The organism is Streptomyces sp. NPDC001157 (genome assembly GCF_053598255.1).
The window spans coordinates 31,767-51,023 of sequence record NZ_JBSFJW010000012.1 but is presented as its reverse complement, the minus strand read 5'-3'; the positions used below and the strand labels follow the sequence as shown (position 1 = coordinate 51,023).

Here is a 19,257-nt window from a genome sequence, read left to right as displayed (position 1 = left end):
GAACCCGCACCACTCTCCGCTCCCCGCGCCGAAGGCAGGTGCCGCCGTGACGACAACCACCCCCTCCGACGTACGCCCCGACCCGCCGCACCCGCCCGACGACGGCTCGCTCGCAGAGTTCGGCTACCGCCAGGAACTGCACCGCAGCCTGGGCAGGTACGCCTCCTTCGCGGCCGGATTCTCCTTCATCTCCGTCCTGACCACCGTCTTCCAGTTCTTCGCCTTCGGGTACGCGTTCGGCGGCCCCGTCTTCTTCTGGGCCTGGCCGGTGGTGCTGGTCGGGCAGCTGCTGGTGGCCGCCTGCTTCGCGGAGCTGGCCGCCCGCTACCCGATCTCCGGCGCGATCTACCAGTGGTCCTCGCGCCTGTCCAACCTCACCTTCGGCTGGTTCGCCGGCTGGATCATGGTGATCGGGCAGATCGTGGTGGTCGCGGCGGCGGCGCTGGCCCTGCAGATGGTGCTCCCGGCGATCTGGTCGGGCTTCCAGCTGGTGGGCACCGACCCTGCGGTGACGTCTCAGGACGGCGCGGCGAACGCGGCGGTCCTCGGAGTGCTCCTGCTGGTGCTGACCACGCTCGTGAACATCGTGGACAACCGGGTGATGTCCCTGATCAACCGGGTCGGCGTGACAGCCGAGATCATCGGCGCGGTCCTCATCGTCGTGCTGCTGCTCACCCACTCGGAGCGCTCCCCCGGTATCACCTTCCACACCACGGGCGCGGCAAGTTCCGGCCTGTTCGGGGCACTTGCCGTGGGTTCCTTCACGGCGGCGTACGTGATGATCGGCTTCGACAGCGCGGGCGAGATGAGCGAGGAGACACATCACCCCCGGCGTACGGCGCCCCGCACGATCCTCACGGCACTCGGCGCCGCGGGCCTGCTCGGCGGCCTGGTCATCCTCGGCGGTCTGCTCGCCGCGCCCAGCCTGACCGACGGCCACCTGGGAGTCGACGGACTGAGCTACGTCCTCACCAGCAGCCTCGGCGACGGCGTCGGCAAGGTGCTGCTGGCCGACGTGGTGGTGGCGATCGCGGTGGCCACGCTCGCCATCCAGACCGCTGCCTGCCGGATGCTGTTCTCCATGGCCCGCGACGGCCAGCTCCCCTTCTCCCGCCGTCTCGCCCGCGTCAACCCGAGCACGGGCATGCCGAACGCCCCCGCCCTCGTCGTCGGTGTCCTCGCCGCGGCCCTGCTCCTGCTCAACTTCGTCTCCCCGGACGCCTTCCTGGCCATCGGCACCACCTGCATCGTGATGCTGTACCTCGCGTACGCGATGGTGACGGGCCCGCTTCTGATCCGCCGCCTGCGCGGCGAGTTCACCGTCGAAGGCACCGACGAGACGGGCGGCCGACTCTTCTCCCTCGGCCGCTGGGGCATCCCGGTCAACGCCCTCGCCCTCCTCTACGGCCTCCTCATGACGGTCAACCTGGCCTGGCCGAGGGCAGCGGTGTACGACCCGGCGGGCGGGCACTGGTACTTCCAGTGGTTCACGGTGCTGTTCCTCGCGGTGACCGTGGCGGCGGGCGCGGTGTACCGGGCGTACCGGCGGCGGACGGGGCCCCGGAGTGCCGTACGGGATGCGAGTGTTCAGGAGGCCGCCGCTTAGAGCGGGCACCCAGCACGCGCGCGTACGGTCAGTCGCCCTGCACGCGCGCGTGCAGGTGCATGTCGTGCCAGCCGTCCTGGTGCCAGCCTGCACTGCGCTTGGTGCCCTCCAGGGCGAAGCCGGCCTTGGCGGCCACCCGGCAGGACGCCCCGTTCGCCGTGGCATGCGTCAGCTCCAGGCGATGGAGGCCGATCTCGTCCAGGGCCCAGCGGGTAAGAGTGCTCGTGGCACGGGCGGCGACGCCACGGCCACGAGCCGCCGCCGCGGTCCAGTAGGCGACCGCGGCCAGACCCTCGTCCAGCCGGATGTCGCGCAGCGCCACGCGCCCCAGCAAGCCGTCGGTGTCAGCGTCGGTGACGGCCCACTGGGCATCCCGCTCACCGCCCCAGCTGTTCTGCCACTCCACGATCCAGCCGGCGACCTCCTGCACGGAGTCGGCGGACCTGACGTGCCACTGGTGCATCAGCGGATCCTGGAAGGCCGCATGGACGGCAGGCGCGTCCGCCGCCCGCCACGGACGCAGGAGTAGACCGTCACCGGTCGACAACACTGGCTGAGGGGCGTCGGCGAAGCTTCCGGCGGGCACGACGGGGGCGGCGGTGAAAGGCATGATCCGCATCCTGCCAACGGGCAGCGAGGAGCCCAACGGATTTTCCGACGGCTACCGGCCCACGGCTCCTCTCTCCAGACACTCCACCCGGACAAGGACCTTGTCGGGGTTCAGGGTCATCCGGGGTTCGACGCGCGGCAGTTGAAGGTCGCTCTGCGAGAGCCGCCAGCGGGCCACGATCGTGGACAGCGCCAATGTCGCCATGGTCATCGCATAGTTGTCGCCGATGCACTTGCGCGCGCCTCCCCCGAACGGAACGAAGGCACCGCGCACATGCTGCTGCTCCGGAAGCCACCGGTCGGGATCGAAGCTGCTGGGGTGCGGATTGAACCGGGCGTCGTGGTGCATGAGATACGCGCTGTAGACGAGCGTGGTTCCGGGGGGAATCACGGCATCCCCCAGCCGGGCTTCGGTGGTGGTCATCCGGGTGAAGATCCATCCGGGCGGGTAGAGACGCAATGTCTCCGTGATGACCCGGCGTGCCAGGTCGAGCCGGGGGAGATCGTCCCAGGTGGCCGTTCGGGTGCCGAGGACTTCATCGGTCTCGGCGCGCAAACGCTCCTGGAGATCGGGGTGTTGGCACAGGAGATGGGCAGCCCAGGTGAGGGCCACCGCAGTGGTGTCGATACCGGCGACGAGCAGGGTCATGATCTGAGCATGGATCTCGGCGTCGCCCAGGGCCCGTCCCTCGTCGTCACGGGTCTCGAGAAGCATCGACAGCACATCGCCGTGGGATTTCTCGTCCTGCCGGTACAGACCGATCGTCTTGCTCACTTCGGCCCACGCCCGGTCGCGAGCACGCTCGTAGCGCACGTTCGAGCGGAGGGGCAGGCGGCGCAGCAGAGGCGGGAGGACGGCCTGCTGGTAGATGCCCCGGAAGATGTCCGGAAGGCATTCCGTGACGGTCTCCACGGCGGGCCCGGCAGCGTCGGCCGTGAACAATGTCCGAGCAATTGTGCCGCTCGCGAGAGAGTACATCTCCGCGCCCGCGTCGATGGCCCGTCCATCGCTCCAGCCGACCGTGAGCGCGTCTATCTGCTCGGTCATGATGGCGGCATATTTCTGCAGGCTGGAACGAGAGAAGGCCGGCTGCAACGTGCGTCGCTGTCGCCGGTGCGCGCTGTGCGGGCACGAGGCTATGCCGTCCCCGAGCGCGTTTCCGACCCGCTCGATGATGGGTCCGCCCTTGTCGTACACCCGGTCGTTCAGGAGCACTTCCTGGACGAGCTCGGGCCGGCAGACGACGACCGCCTTTTGCGGACCTAACCGTATCTCCACCAGGTCACCGTAGGAGGAGAGGTTTTTCAGGAATTGCAGCGGGTCCCGGAGCAGGGGAACCAGATGCCCGACGAGTGGCAGTGCCCCTGGAGCAGGGGTGATGCCTTCATGGTTCGTTGCCATGACATACCAGCCTTCCTGGGCCGATCCAGATATCTCTCACCGAACGACCGCGACTACGCCGGGATGTACAGCCCTGGGCTCGGGAGCAGCACCTGAAGGTAGGCGTGCTGTTGATCCGACTCGTCCGAGGCGCCGGGAATGGTGTAGCGACTGGTGTTCCCGTACCACTGCAGGCATCCGTTGGTCCACTGCCGCATTCCGGCAGTGACCTTCAGAATCGCTTCACGGGTGGCGGGCGGCACGCCACGACTCGCCAGGAAGGGCGAGAGCTGTTCTTCGGCGGCCAGGAAGTCGGCCACCCGCGCCTCGACCTTGGCAACGGCCCGGTCGATGGCTTCCTGCAACGAGATTCCGGCGGCGTGCTGCATCACTATGACAACGTTGTGGAAGTCTCCACGCGCGTTGTCCAGGTGAACTGAATGCAGGTCGTTCTGCCAGGCGACCACATCGCTCGCGGCTTCGATCATCCTCCTGAACAGACCTGTCCCGTATATACTTTCGGGAACCTCTGTGTCCTGACTGAGTTCCACCAGATCGAACCCGAACTCCATGCCTACGGACAACCGCCTGGTCTGGGTGAAACTCTCGATGCCGGGAGGCGTGCCGCGGAACCGGTTCTCTGATTCCTCGGCGAATCCCTGGAAGAACAGATCAAGATGCCGGTTGAGCCGTCCATGAAGCGTCGGCGAAAGCCTTTCGCCGGTACGCACGGCCAAATCCGAGAGGGCCCTGGTGAGGGGCGTGCGCTCTCGCGCAGGGGCAGGGTCTTCTCCCGTATTGATGATGTCCATCAGGCGCTGCTGAACCGGAGCCCATGCTTCCGGTGCGTCATAGACCTTCAACGTGTGCAGGTCGTCCAGGATGAAGGTGAAGAAAAGCCATTCCGCACAGAGACAGAGATCACTGAACGATGCCTCTGGATAGGTCCAGGCGACGAAGCGCCCGTAGCCTGCCCGCATCCGCTCCTGGCCGCCTCCCGTCTCTGCGAGTCCAAGGCTCTCCCCGAGTGAGCGGACGTACTCCTCGATCCTCTGCAGGTGTGGACTGACAGCCGGCGGGGTGGGCTCCGCAAACGTCGGGATCATGGCGAGCACGAGGACCTCCATGTCTGGGCGTGTGATGGCGCGAACAGGACGCTCTGCCTTCGGCGGTACGCCCTTCAATCACATCGCAGTTCGGTTCACATCGGAAGTGGGCGTCCCTGATCCAGCCGCGAACGAACCGAACACACAACTGAACGTTCGACGATCGAAACTGACGTTTCCCCATCTCAAGCTGGGTGCTTGAGCAACAGCCCTCCAACGGCCGGACCAGCCAGAGCCAGCTCACCGAGGGGGCGAGCAAGGTGACGCCTCTCAGTAGACGTAGGCCAGCCAACGGGAACAAGTGATCACAGGGGGGCGCACTGGGGCGCAAAAGTGGTCACGTAAGCGCATTGGATGGGCGATAGTGCACAGGCACTGGTGAACGCGCTCGTGCGCCGGAGCCTGGCATCGCAATCCGGCGCGCAGGAGAGCGCCCGGCGGCTTTGCGACTGCACCTCGCCCCGCTGTCGGCGCCGTCTCGTACGCTTGATCGCGATGAGACGCCGTACCCCGCCCCCGCCTTCTCCCCTGCCGCAGCGCGACGGGGTGGACCCCGTGCGCGTGCGGTTGCCGCCCGGGGACGAGTGGGCGACCGTACGGGATCATCTCGTGGCGCGGCTCGCGGCCGGGGCCGGGGTGATCGACGCGATGCTGGATGCGGGGCGGATCGTGGACGCCTCCGGGCATCCCGTGTCGCGGGCCTCGGCGTATGTGCCGGGGATGTTCGTGTGGTTCCACCGGGATCTGCCCGATGAGGAGCGGGTGCCGTTCACCCTTGACGTCGTGTACCGGGACGAGCACGTGGTCGTGGCGGACAAGCCGCACTTCCTGGCCACGACCCCGCGCGGCAGCCATGTCGCCGAGACGGCCCTGGCACGGCTGCGACGGCAGTTGGGCATCCCGGCGCTGGGCGCGGCGCACCGGCTGGACCGGCTGACGGCCGGGCTGGTGCTGTTCACCGTGCGGTCCGAGGAGCGCGGCGCCTACCAGTCACTCTTCCGCGACAGGCGGGTCGCGAAGGAGTACGAGGCGGTGGCCCCGTACGACGCCTCGCTGGACCTCCCGCGCACCGTGCGCAGCCGGATCGTCAAGGAGCGCGGGGTTCTCGCGGCCCGCGAGGTCGACGGTGAGCCCAATGCCATCAGCCACGTCGAGCTGATCGAGCACCGGGCCGACGGGCTGGGGCGGTACCGGCTGGTTCCGAGCACCGGGCAGACCCATCAGCTGCGCGTCCATATGAGCGCGCTCGGCGTGCCCGTCCTCGGCGATCCGCTCTACCCCGTGGTGACCGATCCCGTGCCGGCCGGCGACTTCCGGCGCCCGCTCCAACTGCTGGCGCGGGCGCTGGAGTTCACCGATCCGGTCACGGGGGTGGAGCACCGGTTCCGCAGTGCGCGAACCCTCGGTGCCTGGAGCTCCTACGGCGACTGGGCCGGTCAGTAGCCGCGCCACCAGCGCAGGAAGCGGCGCCAGGCGCCCTTCGGGCGGGCCGGTTCCTCAGGCGCGGGAGCCGCCGCCTCCGGCGGAGCGACCGGCTGGGGCTCCGGGGCAGCGGTGGCCGGCTCGGGCTGCTTGGTGCCGATCTCCCAGTCCGTGCGCTGCGACGGGACGGAGGCGAGACCGGGCAACGCCTTGATGTCCTGCTTGCCCTTCGGCTCGAAGTGGACCGGCAGCTCCACCAGGTGGCGGTTCGAGATGGACGCCCGCCAGCGCAGCTCGTTCTCCTCACAGGCGAGTTGCACGTCCGGAAGGCGGCTGAGCAGCGCGTCGACACCGACGTCGGCGATGGCACGGCCGATGTCCTGGCCGGGGCATTCGTGAGGACCACCGCTGAAGGCGAGGTGGGACCGGTTGCCCATCATGTGGGCCGACGGGTCGGGGCGTACCCGGGGGTCGACGTTGCCCGGCGCGATGCCCAGGAGCAGGCCGTCGCCCTTGCGGATGCGCTGACCGCCCAGCTCGGTGTCCTGCTTTGCGAAGTAGCCCAGGATGGTGCTGAACGGCGGCTCGTCCCACAGGGACTGCTCGACCGCCTGCGGCACGGTCATCTGGCCGCCGTTGAGCTGGGCACGGAACCCGGGGTCGGTGAGCACCACTCGCAGTACGTTGGCGAGGAGGTTGGCGGTGGATTCGAACGCGACGATCAGCACGACGCGCAGGTGCTGGCCGACCTCCTCGTCGGTGAGCCCCGCCGGGTGGTTGATCAGATGGCTGGTGAAGTCGTCCTCGGGTGCGGCACGGCGGCGGGCCGTGAGCCGCATCAGGGTTTCCATGATGTACGCGTTGCTGGCGATGGCGGTCTCGGTGCCCTTGAGCATGTCGCGGGCGGCCTGCACGAGCCGGTCGTTGTACTCCTCTGGCATGCCGAGGATCTCGCACATCACCGCCATCGGCAGGTGCTCGGCGAACTGACCGACCAGGTCGGCGCGGCCCTCCTCGCAGAACTGGTTGACGAGGTGCTGGGTCGCGCGGTTGATGTGGCGGCGGATGCCCCGGTGGTCGATGGTCGACATGGCGCCGGTGACCGCGCCGCGCAGCCGCAGGTGCTCGTCGCCCTCGGCGTGGCAGCAGATGGGCTGCCAGGCGAGGTGCGGCATGAGCGGGTGGTCCGGCTTGCATGTGCCGTCCTGCAGCGCGGTCCACAGCCGGGTGTCACGGCTGAACAGCGAGGGGCTGCTCACCATCTGCAGGTTCTCGCTGTGGCCGAGCGCCACCCAGATCGGCACGTCGTCGTGCAGCAGCGCGGGAGCCACTGCGCCGTGCTCGGCGCGCAGCTTCTCGTACACGGCTCCGAGGTCCTCGGCCTCGGGGCCGTACAGCCGTCGCAGGCCACCGAGGCCGATGCCGTGCGCGGGGCAGCCGGGGGGTGGGCCGACCATGGACTCGTCCGTACCGGTCGGGGAGAAGGGATCAAGCGTCACGATGATCGCTCCGAAGCAGAAGTGAATCCGGTGTACAGGAGGTGGTGGAGGCCCCCGGTCCGGTGGTTCGGACGGAGCCGCACCCCTGGGGGAGGTGGTGCGGATGGACGGGGGCGGGGCCGTACGGCTCGGGGACGGGACGGGGTGACGTACGGCCCTGCTGGATCGGTGCGTGGCTCATGTGGAGGCCTTCGCCCTGGCCAGCGCGTGCAGGAAGCGCAGCAGCGTCATCAGGACGTCCCGGCTGGAGGCCCGACGGCGTGCGTCGCAGTCGATGATCGGGATCTCCTCGGCCAGGTCGAGCGCGGCGCGCAGCTCGGCGATGGGGTAACGGGGCGCGTCCGGAAAGGAGTTGACGGCGACCACGAAGGGCACGCCGCGCTCCTCCAGGCGCCCTATGACGTCGAAGCTGACTTCGAGCCGCCGGGTGTCGATCAGTACGACCGCGCCCAGCGCGCCCTCGAACAGCCCGTTCCACAGGAACCAGAAGCGTTCCTGGCCGGGGGTGCCGAAAAGGTAGAGCACCAGCTGTTCGGTGATGCTGATGCGGCCGAAGTCCATGGCCACGGTGGTGGCCGTCTTGGACTCGGAGCCGTAGTTGTCGTCGACCCCGACGCCGGCCTGCGTCATGGTCTCCTCGGTGGTCAGCGGCCTGATCTCGCTGACCGAGCCGACCATCGTCGTCTTGCCGACTCCGAAGCCGCCCACGATCACGATCTTCACCGCGGCCTGGGCCGTGTGCGGCAGATGATCCTCTGTTCGTGGTCCGGGGATGGTGTCAGAGCCTTTGAAGTCCATGCATCACCGCTTCGAGAAGGGAACGGTCGGGGAGCGCCTGCCGGACGATCGGGGCGCGCGCCTGCACCAGTTCTGCCGTCAGCATCTCGGTCAGCAGTACGGTCACCACGCTGAACGGCAGACTCAGATAGGCCGAGAGCTCGGCCACCGAGAGGGGGGCCGTGCACAGCCGGAGCATCGCTGTCTGCTCCGGGGTGGCGGAAGGCGGCGGGTCGGCGCGCGCCACGATTAACGTGACCAGGTCGATGTCGGCGCGTTCCCCGTCCGGCCCGGCGACGACGTAGAGCCGCTCGGGGGCCTTCGTTTCACCCTCTTGGCCTTCCTTGGAGGGTGTCGGGGGAGGTTCTGCGGTTTCCTGACTGGGATATCGCCGTCGGCGTTGCGGAGGAGTCATACGGTCTGCCCGTTGCGCCGGGGCGGGCTGGTGAGATGGGCCCCGATGCGGACGACGAGATCGCGCATGCGGTTGCTCATCAGACCGGGTTCGGCGACCACGTCGGAGAGCACCGCGAGGTAGGCGTTGGCTCCGGCGGCCATCAGATAGAAGTAGCCGCCGTTGATCTCGATGATGACCAGCTTCATCCGGCCGTCGCTGCCCGGGATCTCATGGGCGACGGCGCCCGCCAGGCTCTGCAGTCCCGCGCAGGCCGCGGCGACGCGGTCGGCGGCGTCCGGATCGCCCCCGTAGCGAGCGATGCGCAGGCCGTCGGCGGAGAGCACCACGATCATCTCGATGCCCGGTACTCCGTCGGCGAGATCCTTGAGCATCCAGTCGAAGTTGGCTCGCTGCTGGATCACTTGTGGTCCCTCTCGTCGTCGGCCTCGATACGGGCCGGCTCGTTGGTCGGCTGGGTGAATGCGGTCGGGTCCGGGTCGCCCTTGAGGCCCTCCCAGAACGCCTCGACCCACAGCCCGGGTTCGGTTTCCTTGGTCTCCGGCTCCGGTTCGGGCACGGGCGCCGCCCAGGCGGGCCTGCTCGCCCGGGCCGCCCGCTCGGCCTCTTCGGCGGCGGCCTGTTCGGCGAGCCGCTGGCTGAGCGGGATCTTGACCCGGCTGCGGCGCTGCGGCAGACCGCCCGCGGTCCACTCGGTGACCTCGGGGATCTCGTCCTCCATGGACACGCCGGCCGGGATGCGCGGGCTGGTGGGACGCCGCCTCTTCGGTGCGCGCTTGGGACCTTCGAGCGCACCGAGTTCGAGCTTGGGCGCCGCGGTGGCGCCGATGCCGTGGGCGAGGCCGGGCGCCTCGTCGCCGGTCACCATCACGCGCGGAATGACGAGTACTGCGCGGACACCGCCGTACGCGGAGGCGCGCAGCGAGATCTGCATGTCGAACGCCTTGCACAGGCGGCCCACGACGGCCAGGCCGAGTCGCGGGGCGTCGCCGAGTTCCTGGAGGTCGACGCCGGCCTGGGCGCGCTCCAGCATGGTCTCGGCCTTGGCGCGGGCCTCCTCGCTGAGGCTGACGCCGGCGTCCTCGATCTCGATGGCGATGCCGGTCTGCACCTCGGTCGCGATGACATGCACCTTGGTCTGCGGCGGCGAGTAGCGCGTGGCGTTGTCGAGGAGTTCGGCGCAGGCGTGGATGACCGGCTCGACGGAGATGCCGCGGATGTTGACCTTGGCGATGTTGTCGAGCGAGATGCGCTTGTACTCCAGGATCCGGGACATGGCGCCGCGCAGCACGCTGTACAGCGGTACGGGCTGCGGCCACTGGCGTCCGGGGCGGCCGCCGCCGAGCACCGCGATGGAGTCGGCGAGGCGGCCGATCAGCGCGGTGCCGTGGTCGATGCGCAGCAGGTCGTCGAAGACCTCGGGGTTGCGGCCGTGGTCCTCCTCCATCTCCCGGAGTTCCTTGGCCTGTTGGTGCACGATCGCCTGGACGCGTCGGGCGATGTTGACGAAGGAGCGCGCCGAGGAGTCCCGCAGGGCTTCCTCGGTGTCGATGATGTCGAGCATCCGCCTGACCAACGCCACCTGGGCCTTGGGCAGATCGCGATAGGAGGGGTCGATGTCGCCGAGCAGACGGACCACGTCTCTGGGCGTGTGCCCGCCGCGCAGGTACTCGATGGCGGTGGGGACGATCTCGTGCGAGAGGCGGTGGACCTCCTGTTCATGGCCGGCGATACGCCGCTCCAGGTACGCACGGTGACGGGCGCTCTCCTCGTGCAGGGCGCGCAGGGCGCGGCCGCGGCGTACCGCTTCTGCCGTCGTCGCGATCACCAGGAGCGTGGCGACGGCGCCGCACCACACGACGGCCGCGCGGGCCGGCACGGCCACCAGGGCGACGGCGGCTCCGGTCGCTGCGGCCATCACTATGGCGGGCAGCAACAGCACGCGCGCGTAAGGAAGTTCACGGCGCCCGGGAGGGGATTGAACACTCACCATGTAGGCCCTCTGAAAAAGATCGGCTGGGTGTCTGGGGAGCTTGCAAGTGGGGTACGCATGGGACTGCGTTGGATCTTCGGTATTTTTGGGAACAAGCGCACGAATACACCTCAACTCGGTGCGCTGCGGGCGAGCTTAGTCCGACCGGATCATCGCCGTGTCATATTCAGCAAGCACCTGAAATGGGACCGGACCAAGGGGTACTCTCGGCTCCATTTACACACTCAGCGGCTGCTCGAACACGATGCGTCACGGCGTTCGGGCGTACGAAAAACACCCACTGTGACGAGTGAAGATCAGCTTCCGCGATGACCGGTCAGACGCCGGCGATCCGCAGCGCCGCGTCCGCCGTGGCCTCGGCGAACACCGACACGGGGCGCTCGGGGTCGGAGCGGTGCACGAGGATCACGCCCTCGATCAGACCGAACAACAGGTCCGTACGGAGATCGAGCTCGTTCTTGGCGAGCGCGCTCCCGGCGGCCGTACCCGCGAGCAACTGCCGGTAGGCGTCCTTGAGTTCGGCGCGCACGGCATGGAAGCCGGCGAACCGCTCGGCCCGCACCTCGGGCAGCAGATAGAGACCGCCGAGGTTGTGCGGGCCGCCGCACAACAGCTCCACGTCCGTCCGGCACAGCTCCCACAGCCGGCCCTCGGGCGGGGTCGCGTCGTCGGCGAGGAGCTGTCGGGCGTAGGCCAGCGAGGGCGTGACGGTGGACTCCAGCAGCTCGGCGAGGAGCTCCTCCTTGCCGGAGACGTAGTGGTACATGGAGGCCTGCCGCATACCCGCGCGCTCGGCGACCGCGCGGGTGGTGGTGGCCGCGTACCCACGGGTGGTGAACAACTCGGCGGCTGCCGCGAGCAGTTCGTCGCGCGGCTGCAGCCCGCTGTCCGGCCGTTGCGCGGCCCGCGGCCTGCCGACCCGGCGGCCGCCTCCTCCACCCGGCGTTCCCATGCGTTCGATCCTCGCACACGGCCGGGCAGGACGATCTCCCGTGGGCCCGCCGCAGATCCGCGGGCGACCCTGGGACGGTCTCCGGGCGAGCCCCGGTCGACATTCGGGCACCTCCGGGCGCCCCCCATCCGCCTCCAGGGTCCACGGGCGTCCCAGGCCCAGCGCCAAGATCCCCCAGCAACACCGGGCCCGCCTCCGGGATCCCCGGGCACCCGAGCCTCCGGCAACAACAGGCCCGCCTCCAGCATCCCCGGGCACCCGACCCCACCTCCGGGCAACCCCACCCACCGCCAGGGCCGGGCGACCAGGGCCCACCTCCGGAGACCCCGGGCAACACCCCGGCTCGCCTCCGGGCAACCCAGGCCCCACCGCTAGGGCCGGGCGACCCGGGCCCCGCCTCCGGGCGACCAGGCCCGCCGCCAGGCCCCCGAGCACACAAGCCCCCCGGGCCCCCAGGCAACACCAGGCCCGCCTCCAGCCGCTCCGCGCCCCCGGCCCACCGCCAAGCGGCCCCAGGAAACCCGCGGTCCCCGGGTGATCCACCGATGGCTCCCGTGAGGGCTCGGTAACCCGCCGGCAACGCGCGGGCAACGCCCGCGACCCGTCCGGCTCCTAATTTCTGTCGGGCGACAGAAACCACCTCGGAAGAGACCACACCGGAGCCGGAGGTCCCGCGATGGCGACAGCGACCACATACGGAGCCCGCGATCACGCACGCGCCCAGGAGGGCACACACGCCGAGGCCATGCCCGTCGTCCCGGCCGCCGCCTGGCCCGACCCGCCGTGCGCGGCGGGCCATCTCGTCTGGGCCGAGACGGTGGCGGGCGGCAACTACACCCACCGGGTGCTGGCCCGCGGCACGGAGCTGCGCCTGACAGACCTGAACGGCGACGCCTGCGCCCATCTGCTGCTGTTCGTGGCCGACCGGCCCTGGGAGCGGCTGAATGTCGCCGACACGGTGAAGGTCCAGTGGAACGCCTACCTCGGCGAGGGCCGGCTCCTCCTGTCCGACCAGGGGCGCGTGCTCGCGAGTGTCGTCACCGACACCTCCGGACGGCACGACGCGCTGTGCGGCACCTCCAGCCTCGTACGCAACACGCAGCGGTACGGCGACGGCACCCCGCAGTCCGCCTCCCCCGCGGGCCGCGAGCTGTTCAAGCTGGCGGCCGCGAAGAACGGCCTGCAGCCGCGCGACCTGCCGCCGTCTCTCTCGTTCTTCCAGGGCGTGGAGGTGCGTGAGGACGGCGCCCTGGACTTCACCGGCTCCACCGGCCCCGGCGGCAGCGTGACGCTCCGCGCCGAACAGGACGTCACCGTACTGATCGCCAATGTGCCGCACCCCGCCGACCCGCGCCCCGACTACGTCAGCACCCCGCTGGAGGTCCTCGCCTGGCGCGCCGCGCCGACCCCGCCGGGCGACCCGCTGTGGGAGGCCACGCCCGAGGGCCGCCGCGCCTTCCTCAACACCGTCGAATTCCTTGCCGCGAGGGGGCTCGCATGAGCACGAAGACCGTGGTTCCCGCCCGCGCCGCCTGGTCGTCCATGATCCGCACGGGCCAGACGCTGACCATCACCGACCTGCACGGCAACCAGGCCGTCGACTTCCTCGTCTACGACGCCCACGACACCTCGGTCCGCTACAGCGCCCCCGACACCATCCACGCCCAGGGGAACATCTTCCTGACCACGGGCAGCGTGCTGATGTCCAACGAGCACACCCCGCTGATGACGCTGACCGCCGACGACGTGGGCCGCCACGACACGGTCGGCGGCGCCTGCTCCAAGGAGTCGAACACCCTCCGCTACGGCCACCACACCTGGTCCCAGCACGCGTGCGTGGACAACTTCCTCGCGGAGGGCGCCAAACACGGCCTCGGCAAGCGCGACCTCGTCTCCAACATCAACTGGTACATGAACGTGCCCGTCGAGAAGGACGGCACGCTCGGCATCGTCGACGGTCTCTCGGCGCCGGGCCTGAAGCTGACCCTGCGCGCCGAGCGCGACGTCCTCGTCCTGGTCTCCAACTGCCCCCAGATCAACAACCCGTGCAACGGCTTCGAGCCGACGGCGGTGGAGATGACGATCGGGGAAGCCGGATGAGCTTCGACACGCTGCTGGTCGCCAACCGGGGCGAGATCGCGGTCCGGATCATCCGCACCGCCCGCGAACTCGGCCTGCGCACGGTCGCCGTCTACTCCGATCCGGACCGCTCCGCCCCCCACGTCCGGCTCGCCGACGAGGCGGTACGGCTCGGCCCGGCGCCCGCGAAGGAGTCGTATCTCGACGCCGATCTGGTGCTGAAGGCGGCCAAGGACACCGGCGCGGGCGCGATCCACCCCGGCTACGGCTTCCTCTCCGAGGACGCGGCCTTCGCGCGCCGCTGCGAGGACGCCGGGATCGTGTTCGTCGGCCCGACGCCCGAGCAACTGCAGCTGTTCGGCGCCAAGCACACGGCGCGAGCCGCGGCCGAGGCGGCGGGGGTGCCGCTGGCGCCGGGAACGGGCCTGCTGGCCTCTGTGGACGAGGCGCTCGCGCACGCCGCGGTGATCGGCTACCCGGTCATGCTCAAGGCGACCGGCGGTGGTGGCGGCATCGGTATGTCGGCATGTCGCTCCGCCGACGAACTGACCGACGCCTGGGAGCGGGTGCAGCGCGTCGCCGCCGCCTCCTTCTCCTCGGCCGGTGTCTTCCTGGAGCGGCTCGTCGAGCACGCCCGCCATGTCGAGGTGCAGGTCTTCGGCGACGGCGAGGGCCGGGTCGTCACCTTCGGCGACCGCGACTGCTCCCTCCAGCGCCGCAACCAGAAGGTACTGGAAGAGGCCCCCGCCCCCGGCCTCCCGGACCGCGTGCGCGAGCAACTCGCGGCAAGTGCAGGCGATTTGTGCGCGTCGGTCGGCTACCGCTCCGCCGGCACCGTCGAGTTCGTCTACGACGCCGCCCGCGAGGAGGCGTACTTCCTCGAGGTCAACACCCGCCTCCAGGTGGAACATCCGGTCACGGAGGAGATCTACGGCGTCGACCTCGTCGCCTGGATGCTGCGCCTGGCCCGCGGCGAGTCCGATGTCGTACGCGAACCGGGCGCACCCCGCGGCCACGCCGTGGAGGCCCGCCTCTACGCCGAGGACCCCTCGCGCGAACACCGGCCCAGCGCGGGCCTGTTGACCCGGGTCGAGTTCCCGCCGGGCGTCCGCGTCGACGGCTGGGTGGAGACCGGCACCGAGGTGACGACGTCGTACGACCCCATGCTCGCCAAGGTCATCGCCTACGGCCCCGACCGCGCCCACGCGCTCCGGCGACTGGACGAGGCGCTGGCCCGCACCCGCGTCGACGGCATCGAGACCAACCTGGGCCTGGTGCGGGCGGCGCTGGACCACCCCGACTTCAGGGCCGCAGGTCACTCCACGGCGACGCTGGCATCCGTGACCGACCCGACACCGCGCATCGAGGTCGTCTCCGGCGGCACCCTCACCACCGTGCAGGACTGGCCGGGCCGCACCGGCTACTGGCAGGTGGGTGTGCCGCCGTGCGGTCCGATGGACGACCTGTCCTTCCGGCTCGGCAACCGGGCGCTCGGCAACCAGGAGGGCGCCCCGGGCCTCGAATGCACACTCCAGGGGCCGTCGTTGAGGTTCACACACCCGACGACGGTGTGCGTGACCGGCGCTCCGGCGGCCGTGAGCGTCGACGGGACGGCGGTCCCCCAGTGGCAGCCGGTGACGGTGCCCGCAGGTGCCGTACTGGAGATCGGCGCGCCGGCACGGCACGGCCTGCGCACGTATGTGCTCTTCGCCGGCGGCCTGGAGGTACCGGCCTTCCTCGGCAGCGCGAGCACCTTCACTCTGGGCCGGTTCGGCGGGCACGGCGGCCGGGCGCTGCGCACGGGCGACGTCCTGCACGGCGGTACGGTCACCGACGGCGCCCCGGTGCCTCCCGCGGACCGCCCGTCCTTCACCGCCGAATGGCACATACGCGCGGTCGAAGGCCCCCATGCGGCACCGGAGTTCTTCACCGAGGACGACATCCGCGACTTCTACGCCGCCGGCTGGAAGGTGCACTTCAACTCGGCCCGCACGGGCGTACGACTGGTCGGCCCCAAGCCGCGCTGGGCGCGTACCGACGGCGGCGAGGCGGGTCTGCACCCGTCCAACATCCATGACACCCCGTACTCCGTCGGCGCCGTCGACTACACCGGCGACATGCCGGTCCTGCTGGGCCCGGACGGCCCGTCCCTGGGCGGGTTCGTCTGCCCGGCGACCGTTCTCAGCACCGAGCGCTGGAAGCTGGGCCAGCTGCGCCCGGGCGACACGGTGCGCTTCGCACCGGTGACCGTCGACGGCTCGCCCCGCCCGGTCATCGTGGACGGCGGCGTACTGGCCCGTGACGGCGACATCACCTACCGCCGCAGCGGCGACGACAACCTGCTGGTGGAATTCGGGCCCATGCAGCTCGACCTGGCGCTGCGCATGCGCGTCCACGCGCTGATGGAGGCAGTGGCCGATCAGGGCCCCGAGGGCATCACGGACCTCACACCGGGCATCCGCTCGCTACAGATCCAGACCGACCCGAGCCGCCTGCCCCAGCACGAACTCCTGACCGCCGTACGGCAGATCACCGCGACACTCCCGCCCACGGACGAACTCGTCGTCCCCTCCCGCACCGTTCACCTCCCCCTCTCCTGGGACGACCCCGCGACCCGCGAGGCCATCGCCCGCTACATGGCGGGCGTCCGCGACGACGCCCCCTGGTGCCCGTGGAACATCGAGTTCATCCGCCGCGTCAACGGCCTGGACTCGGTGAACGACGTGTACGACACGGTCTTCGACGCCGAGTACCTCGTACTCGGCCTGGGCGACGTGTACCTGGGCGCCCCGGTGGCCACCCCGCTCGACCCCCGCCACCGCCTGGTGACCACGAAGTACAACCCGGCGCGCACCTGGACCGCCGAGAACTCGGTCGGCATCGGCGGGGCCTACCTGTGCATCTACGGGATGGAGGGCCCGGGCGGCTACCAGTTCGTGGGCCGTACGACGCAGGTGTGGTCGGGGTGGCAGCAGCGCGGTGCGTTCGAGCCGGGCTCGCCCTGGCTGCTGCGCTTCTTCGACCGCATCCGGTGGTACCCGGTGGACGCGGACGAACTCCTCGCCCTGCGCGCCGACATCACCTCCGGCCGCTTCGTGCCGCGCATCGAGGAGGGCACCTTCTCGCTCGCGGAGTACCAAGCCTTTCTGGACGAGAACGCCGAGTCGATCGGTGAGTTCCGGGCCCGGCAGCAGAAGGCCTTCGCCGCGGAGCGCGATGCGTGGGAGGCCGCCGGAGAGTTCGCCCGGGCCGAGGCGGCGACCGCACCGGCGGCCTCTCCGGCCGAAGTGACCGTCCCGGCGGGCGGCCGTCTCGTGGAGGCCGAATTCGCGGCGTCCGTATGGCAGTTGAACGTGGAGCCGGGCGACGAGGTGAGCGCCGGACAGCCTCTCCTCGCCCTGGAGGCGATGAAGATGGAGTCCAGGGTGCACGCGCCGGTGGACGGCGTGGTGGCGGAGATCCTGGCAAGGCCGGGCGACCAGGTGGAGGCGGGGACGGCACTTGTCGTCCTGGCCCCGGCGGCGCACTGAACGACCCCGAGGAGCAAGAGATGTCCGCTGTGAACCGTGTCCGTGCCGCCTACGCCCGTATCGAGGCGGTGGACCGTCCCGAGATCTGGATCGACCTGCGCCCGCAGGCGGATGTGGAGGCAGAGGCCCGCGCGATCGACGCCCGCGTGGCGGCAGGCGACCGACTCCCGCTCGCCGGGCGCCTGTTCGCGGCGAAGGGCAACATCGACGTGGCCGGTCTGCCCACCACCGCGGGCTGCCCGGCGTACGCCTACGAGCCCGAGGCGGACGCGCCGGTCGTCGCCCGACTGCGCGCGGCGGGCGCGATCGTGCTGGGCACGACGAACCTGGACCAGTTCGCGACGGGCTTGGTGGGCACGCGCTCACCCCACGGCGCCGTGCGCAACGCCCATGACCCTTCCCGCATCAGCGGCGGCTCCAGCTCCGGCTCGGCCGTCGCCGTGGCCCTGGGCATCGTCGACCTCGCGCTGGGCACGGACACCGCGGGCTCGGGCCGGGTCCCGGCCGCGTTCAACGGCATCGTCGGCCTCAAGCCGACCAGAGGCCTGGTCCCGACCACAGGTGTGGTCCCCGCCTGCGCCTCCATCGACTGCGTGACGGTGTTCGCCCGCACCCTCCCGGAGGCCGAACAGGCGCTGTCCTTCATGACCTCCCCACCGGACCGCGAGCTCCCGCCGCTCCCCCAGCGCGCCCCCGGCCCATGGCGCATCGCCATCCCGCCACGTGAACAGCTCGGCGAACTGGACGACGGCTGGGCACAGGCGTACGACGCGGCGGTACGGCAACTCGAAGGCGCCGGGGCCGACATCCGCACCCTCGACCTGACCCCCTTCACCGAGGCTGCCGCGATGCTCTACGAAGGGGCGTTCGTCGCCGAGCGCTACACGGCAGTCGGCACCTTCGTCGACAAGGCGATCGCGGACGGCACCGCAGGCCTCGACCCGACCGTCGCCGGCATCATCATCCGCGCCCGCGACCTCCCGGCCCACCAGCTCTACGCCGACACCGACCGCCTGGCCACTCTCCGCTCCCGCGCCTTGACCGAACTGGCAGACGCGGACGCCCTGCTGCTGCCCACCACCCCGGGCCATCCGACCCTCGCCGAGGTGGCCGCCGACCCCCTGGGCGCCAACGCCCGCCTGGGCCGCTTCACCAACTCCACCAACCTCTTCGACCTGGCGGCGGCCGCCGTCCCGGCGGGCGAGGTGAACGGACTGCCGTTCGGCGTGATGCTGATCGGCCCGGCGTTCACGGACGACCGCCTGGCACGGATCGCCGCACTGCTCCAGCCGGACACCCAGGTGGCCGTGGTGGGCGCACACCTGACGGGCCAGCCCCTCAACCCCCAACTCCTCGCCCTGGGCGCCCGTTTGGACCGTACGACCACGACCGCCCCCGCCTACCGCCTGCACGCCCTGAGCACGACACCCCCCAAGCCGGGCCTCGTCCACGTGGGCGAGGGCGGCACAGCGATCGAGGCGGAGGTCTGGACCCTCCCCGCGGAGGGCCTGGGCCGCCTGCTGACAGCACTTCCCCGCCCGATGACCCTGGGCAGCGTGCAACTCGCGGACGGCACCCACGTCCCCGGCTTCCTGTGCGAACCGTCCGCCCTCACGGACGCCGAGGACATCACGTCGTACGGCGGCTGGCGGGCATATCTCAGCCGCTAGACGAAGACAGGCGTCAGCCCGGCGCACCCCCGCGGTCCCGCAAGCCGCGTACGGCGGGAAGGGGACGTGTCGGGGGGTGCCCGCCCGCAGCGGCGGGCGTCCACCCCCGAGCACAACCCCACCGGACAGCACCGCCCGACCGAGGACGGACACCCCCCGGCGCGGCCCCGACCCCCAACACACCCGCAGGCGCTACGCGCACCCCATCAAAGCCGCAG

At 70.5% G+C, this 19,257-nt stretch carries 15 protein-coding genes; 6 read left to right on the top strand and 9 right to left on the bottom strand.

The genetic code is table 11. The features are described 5' to 3' along the window. Window positions 1–46 precede the first annotated feature (46 nt). Window positions 47–1,606 carry an amino acid permease gene (locus ACWDAG_RS22250; RefSeq protein ID WP_450697292.1) on the top strand — a complete coding sequence of 520 codons (1,560 nt, stop codon included), beginning with the start codon at window positions 47–49 and terminating at the stop codon, window positions 1,604–1,606. 28 nt (window positions 1,607–1,634) lie between these two features. Here the strand turns inward: ACWDAG_RS22250 and ACWDAG_RS22245 are convergent, their stop codons facing one another. The 3 genes from ACWDAG_RS22245 to ACWDAG_RS22235 are packed head-to-tail and all read right to left on the bottom strand — an operon-like array spanning window position 1,635 to window position 4,702. Next, complete coding sequence (locus ACWDAG_RS22245) at window positions 1,635–2,216, bottom strand: GNAT family N-acetyltransferase (RefSeq protein WP_450697291.1); 582 nt, start codon at window positions 2,214–2,216, stop codon at window positions 1,635–1,637. A gap of 51 nt (window positions 2,217–2,267) precedes the next feature. Beyond that, complete coding sequence (locus ACWDAG_RS22240; protein WP_450697290.1) at window positions 2,268–3,617, bottom strand: cytochrome P450; 1,350 nt, start codon at window positions 3,615–3,617, stop codon at window positions 2,268–2,270. Window positions 3,618–3,670: 53 nt separating this feature from the next. Then, window positions 3,671–4,702 carry a terpene synthase family protein gene (locus tag ACWDAG_RS22235; protein ID WP_450697439.1) on the bottom strand — a complete coding sequence of 344 codons (1,032 nt, stop codon included), beginning with the start codon at window positions 4,700–4,702 and terminating at the stop codon, window positions 3,671–3,673. A gap of 495 nt (window positions 4,703–5,197) precedes the next feature. On the opposite strand from ACWDAG_RS22235, the gene ACWDAG_RS22230 reads away from it, so the two are divergent. Next, window positions 5,198–6,145 (top strand): RluA family pseudouridine synthase, encoded by a 948-nt coding sequence (locus ACWDAG_RS22230; RefSeq protein WP_450697289.1) that lies wholly within the window; start codon window positions 5,198–5,200, stop codon window positions 6,143–6,145. Here the strand turns inward: ACWDAG_RS22230 and ACWDAG_RS22225 are convergent. The 6 genes from ACWDAG_RS22225 to ACWDAG_RS22200 form a co-directional block, all read right to left on the bottom strand. After that, window positions 6,139–7,623: a cytochrome P450 gene (locus ACWDAG_RS22225; protein WP_450697288.1), complete on the bottom strand. Its 1,485-nt coding sequence runs from the start codon at window positions 7,621–7,623 to the stop codon at window positions 6,139–6,141. The genes ACWDAG_RS22230 and ACWDAG_RS22225 overlap by 7 nt on opposite strands. Window positions 7,624–7,800: 177 nt before the next feature. Continuing rightward, on the bottom strand, window positions 7,801–8,421 hold the full coding sequence (locus ACWDAG_RS22220; RefSeq protein ID WP_450697287.1) for a GTP-binding protein: 621 nt from the start codon (window positions 8,419–8,421) through the stop codon (window positions 7,801–7,803). Beyond that, window positions 8,402–8,815 carry a DUF742 domain-containing protein gene (locus tag ACWDAG_RS22215; RefSeq protein WP_450697286.1) on the bottom strand — a complete coding sequence of 138 codons (414 nt, stop codon included), beginning with the start codon at window positions 8,813–8,815 and terminating at the stop codon, window positions 8,402–8,404. Before ACWDAG_RS22215 ends, ACWDAG_RS22220 begins: the two co-directional genes overlap by 20 nt. Beyond that, complete coding sequence (locus tag ACWDAG_RS22210) at window positions 8,812–9,219, bottom strand: roadblock/LC7 domain-containing protein (protein WP_016434374.1); 408 nt, start codon at window positions 9,217–9,219, stop codon at window positions 8,812–8,814. The genes ACWDAG_RS22215 and ACWDAG_RS22210 overlap by 4 nt, the downstream gene beginning before the upstream one ends. Beyond that, window positions 9,216–10,808, bottom strand: a complete 1,593-nt coding sequence (locus ACWDAG_RS22205; RefSeq protein ID WP_450697285.1) for a sensor histidine kinase — start codon at window positions 10,806–10,808, stop codon at window positions 9,216–9,218. The genes ACWDAG_RS22210 and ACWDAG_RS22205 overlap by 4 nt, the downstream gene beginning before the upstream one ends. Window positions 10,809–11,124: 316 nt before the next feature. After that, the gene (locus tag ACWDAG_RS22200; protein ID WP_344405601.1) at window positions 11,125–11,760 is read right to left on the bottom strand and encodes a TetR/AcrR family transcriptional regulator; all 636 of its coding nucleotides are present in this window, start codon (window positions 11,758–11,760) and stop codon (window positions 11,125–11,127) included. A gap of 676 nt (window positions 11,761–12,436) precedes the next feature. Here ACWDAG_RS22200 and ACWDAG_RS22195 point away from each other — a divergent pair. From ACWDAG_RS22195 to atzF, 4 genes are read left to right on the top strand one after another with little or no spacing between them, the layout of a single operon-like run. Further along, window positions 12,437–13,261 (top strand): urea amidolyase associated protein UAAP1, encoded by an 825-nt coding sequence (locus ACWDAG_RS22195; RefSeq protein WP_450697284.1) that lies wholly within the window; start codon window positions 12,437–12,439, stop codon window positions 13,259–13,261. After that, complete coding sequence (locus ACWDAG_RS22190) at window positions 13,258–13,860, top strand: urea amidolyase associated protein UAAP2 (protein WP_450697283.1); 603 nt, start codon at window positions 13,258–13,260, stop codon at window positions 13,858–13,860. The genes ACWDAG_RS22195 and ACWDAG_RS22190 overlap by 4 nt, the downstream gene beginning before the upstream one ends. After that, window positions 13,857–17,369, top strand: a complete 3,513-nt coding sequence (locus ACWDAG_RS22185) for a 5-oxoprolinase/urea amidolyase family protein (protein ID WP_450697282.1) — start codon at window positions 13,857–13,859, stop codon at window positions 17,367–17,369. Before ACWDAG_RS22190 ends, ACWDAG_RS22185 begins: the two co-directional genes overlap by 4 nt. 20 nt (window positions 17,370–17,389) lie before the next feature. Beyond that, the gene (atzF, locus tag ACWDAG_RS22180) at window positions 17,390–19,039 is read left to right on the top strand and encodes an allophanate hydrolase (protein WP_450697281.1); all 1,650 of its coding nucleotides are present in this window, start codon (window positions 17,390–17,392) and stop codon (window positions 19,037–19,039) included. Window positions 19,040–19,257 lie beyond the last annotated feature (218 nt).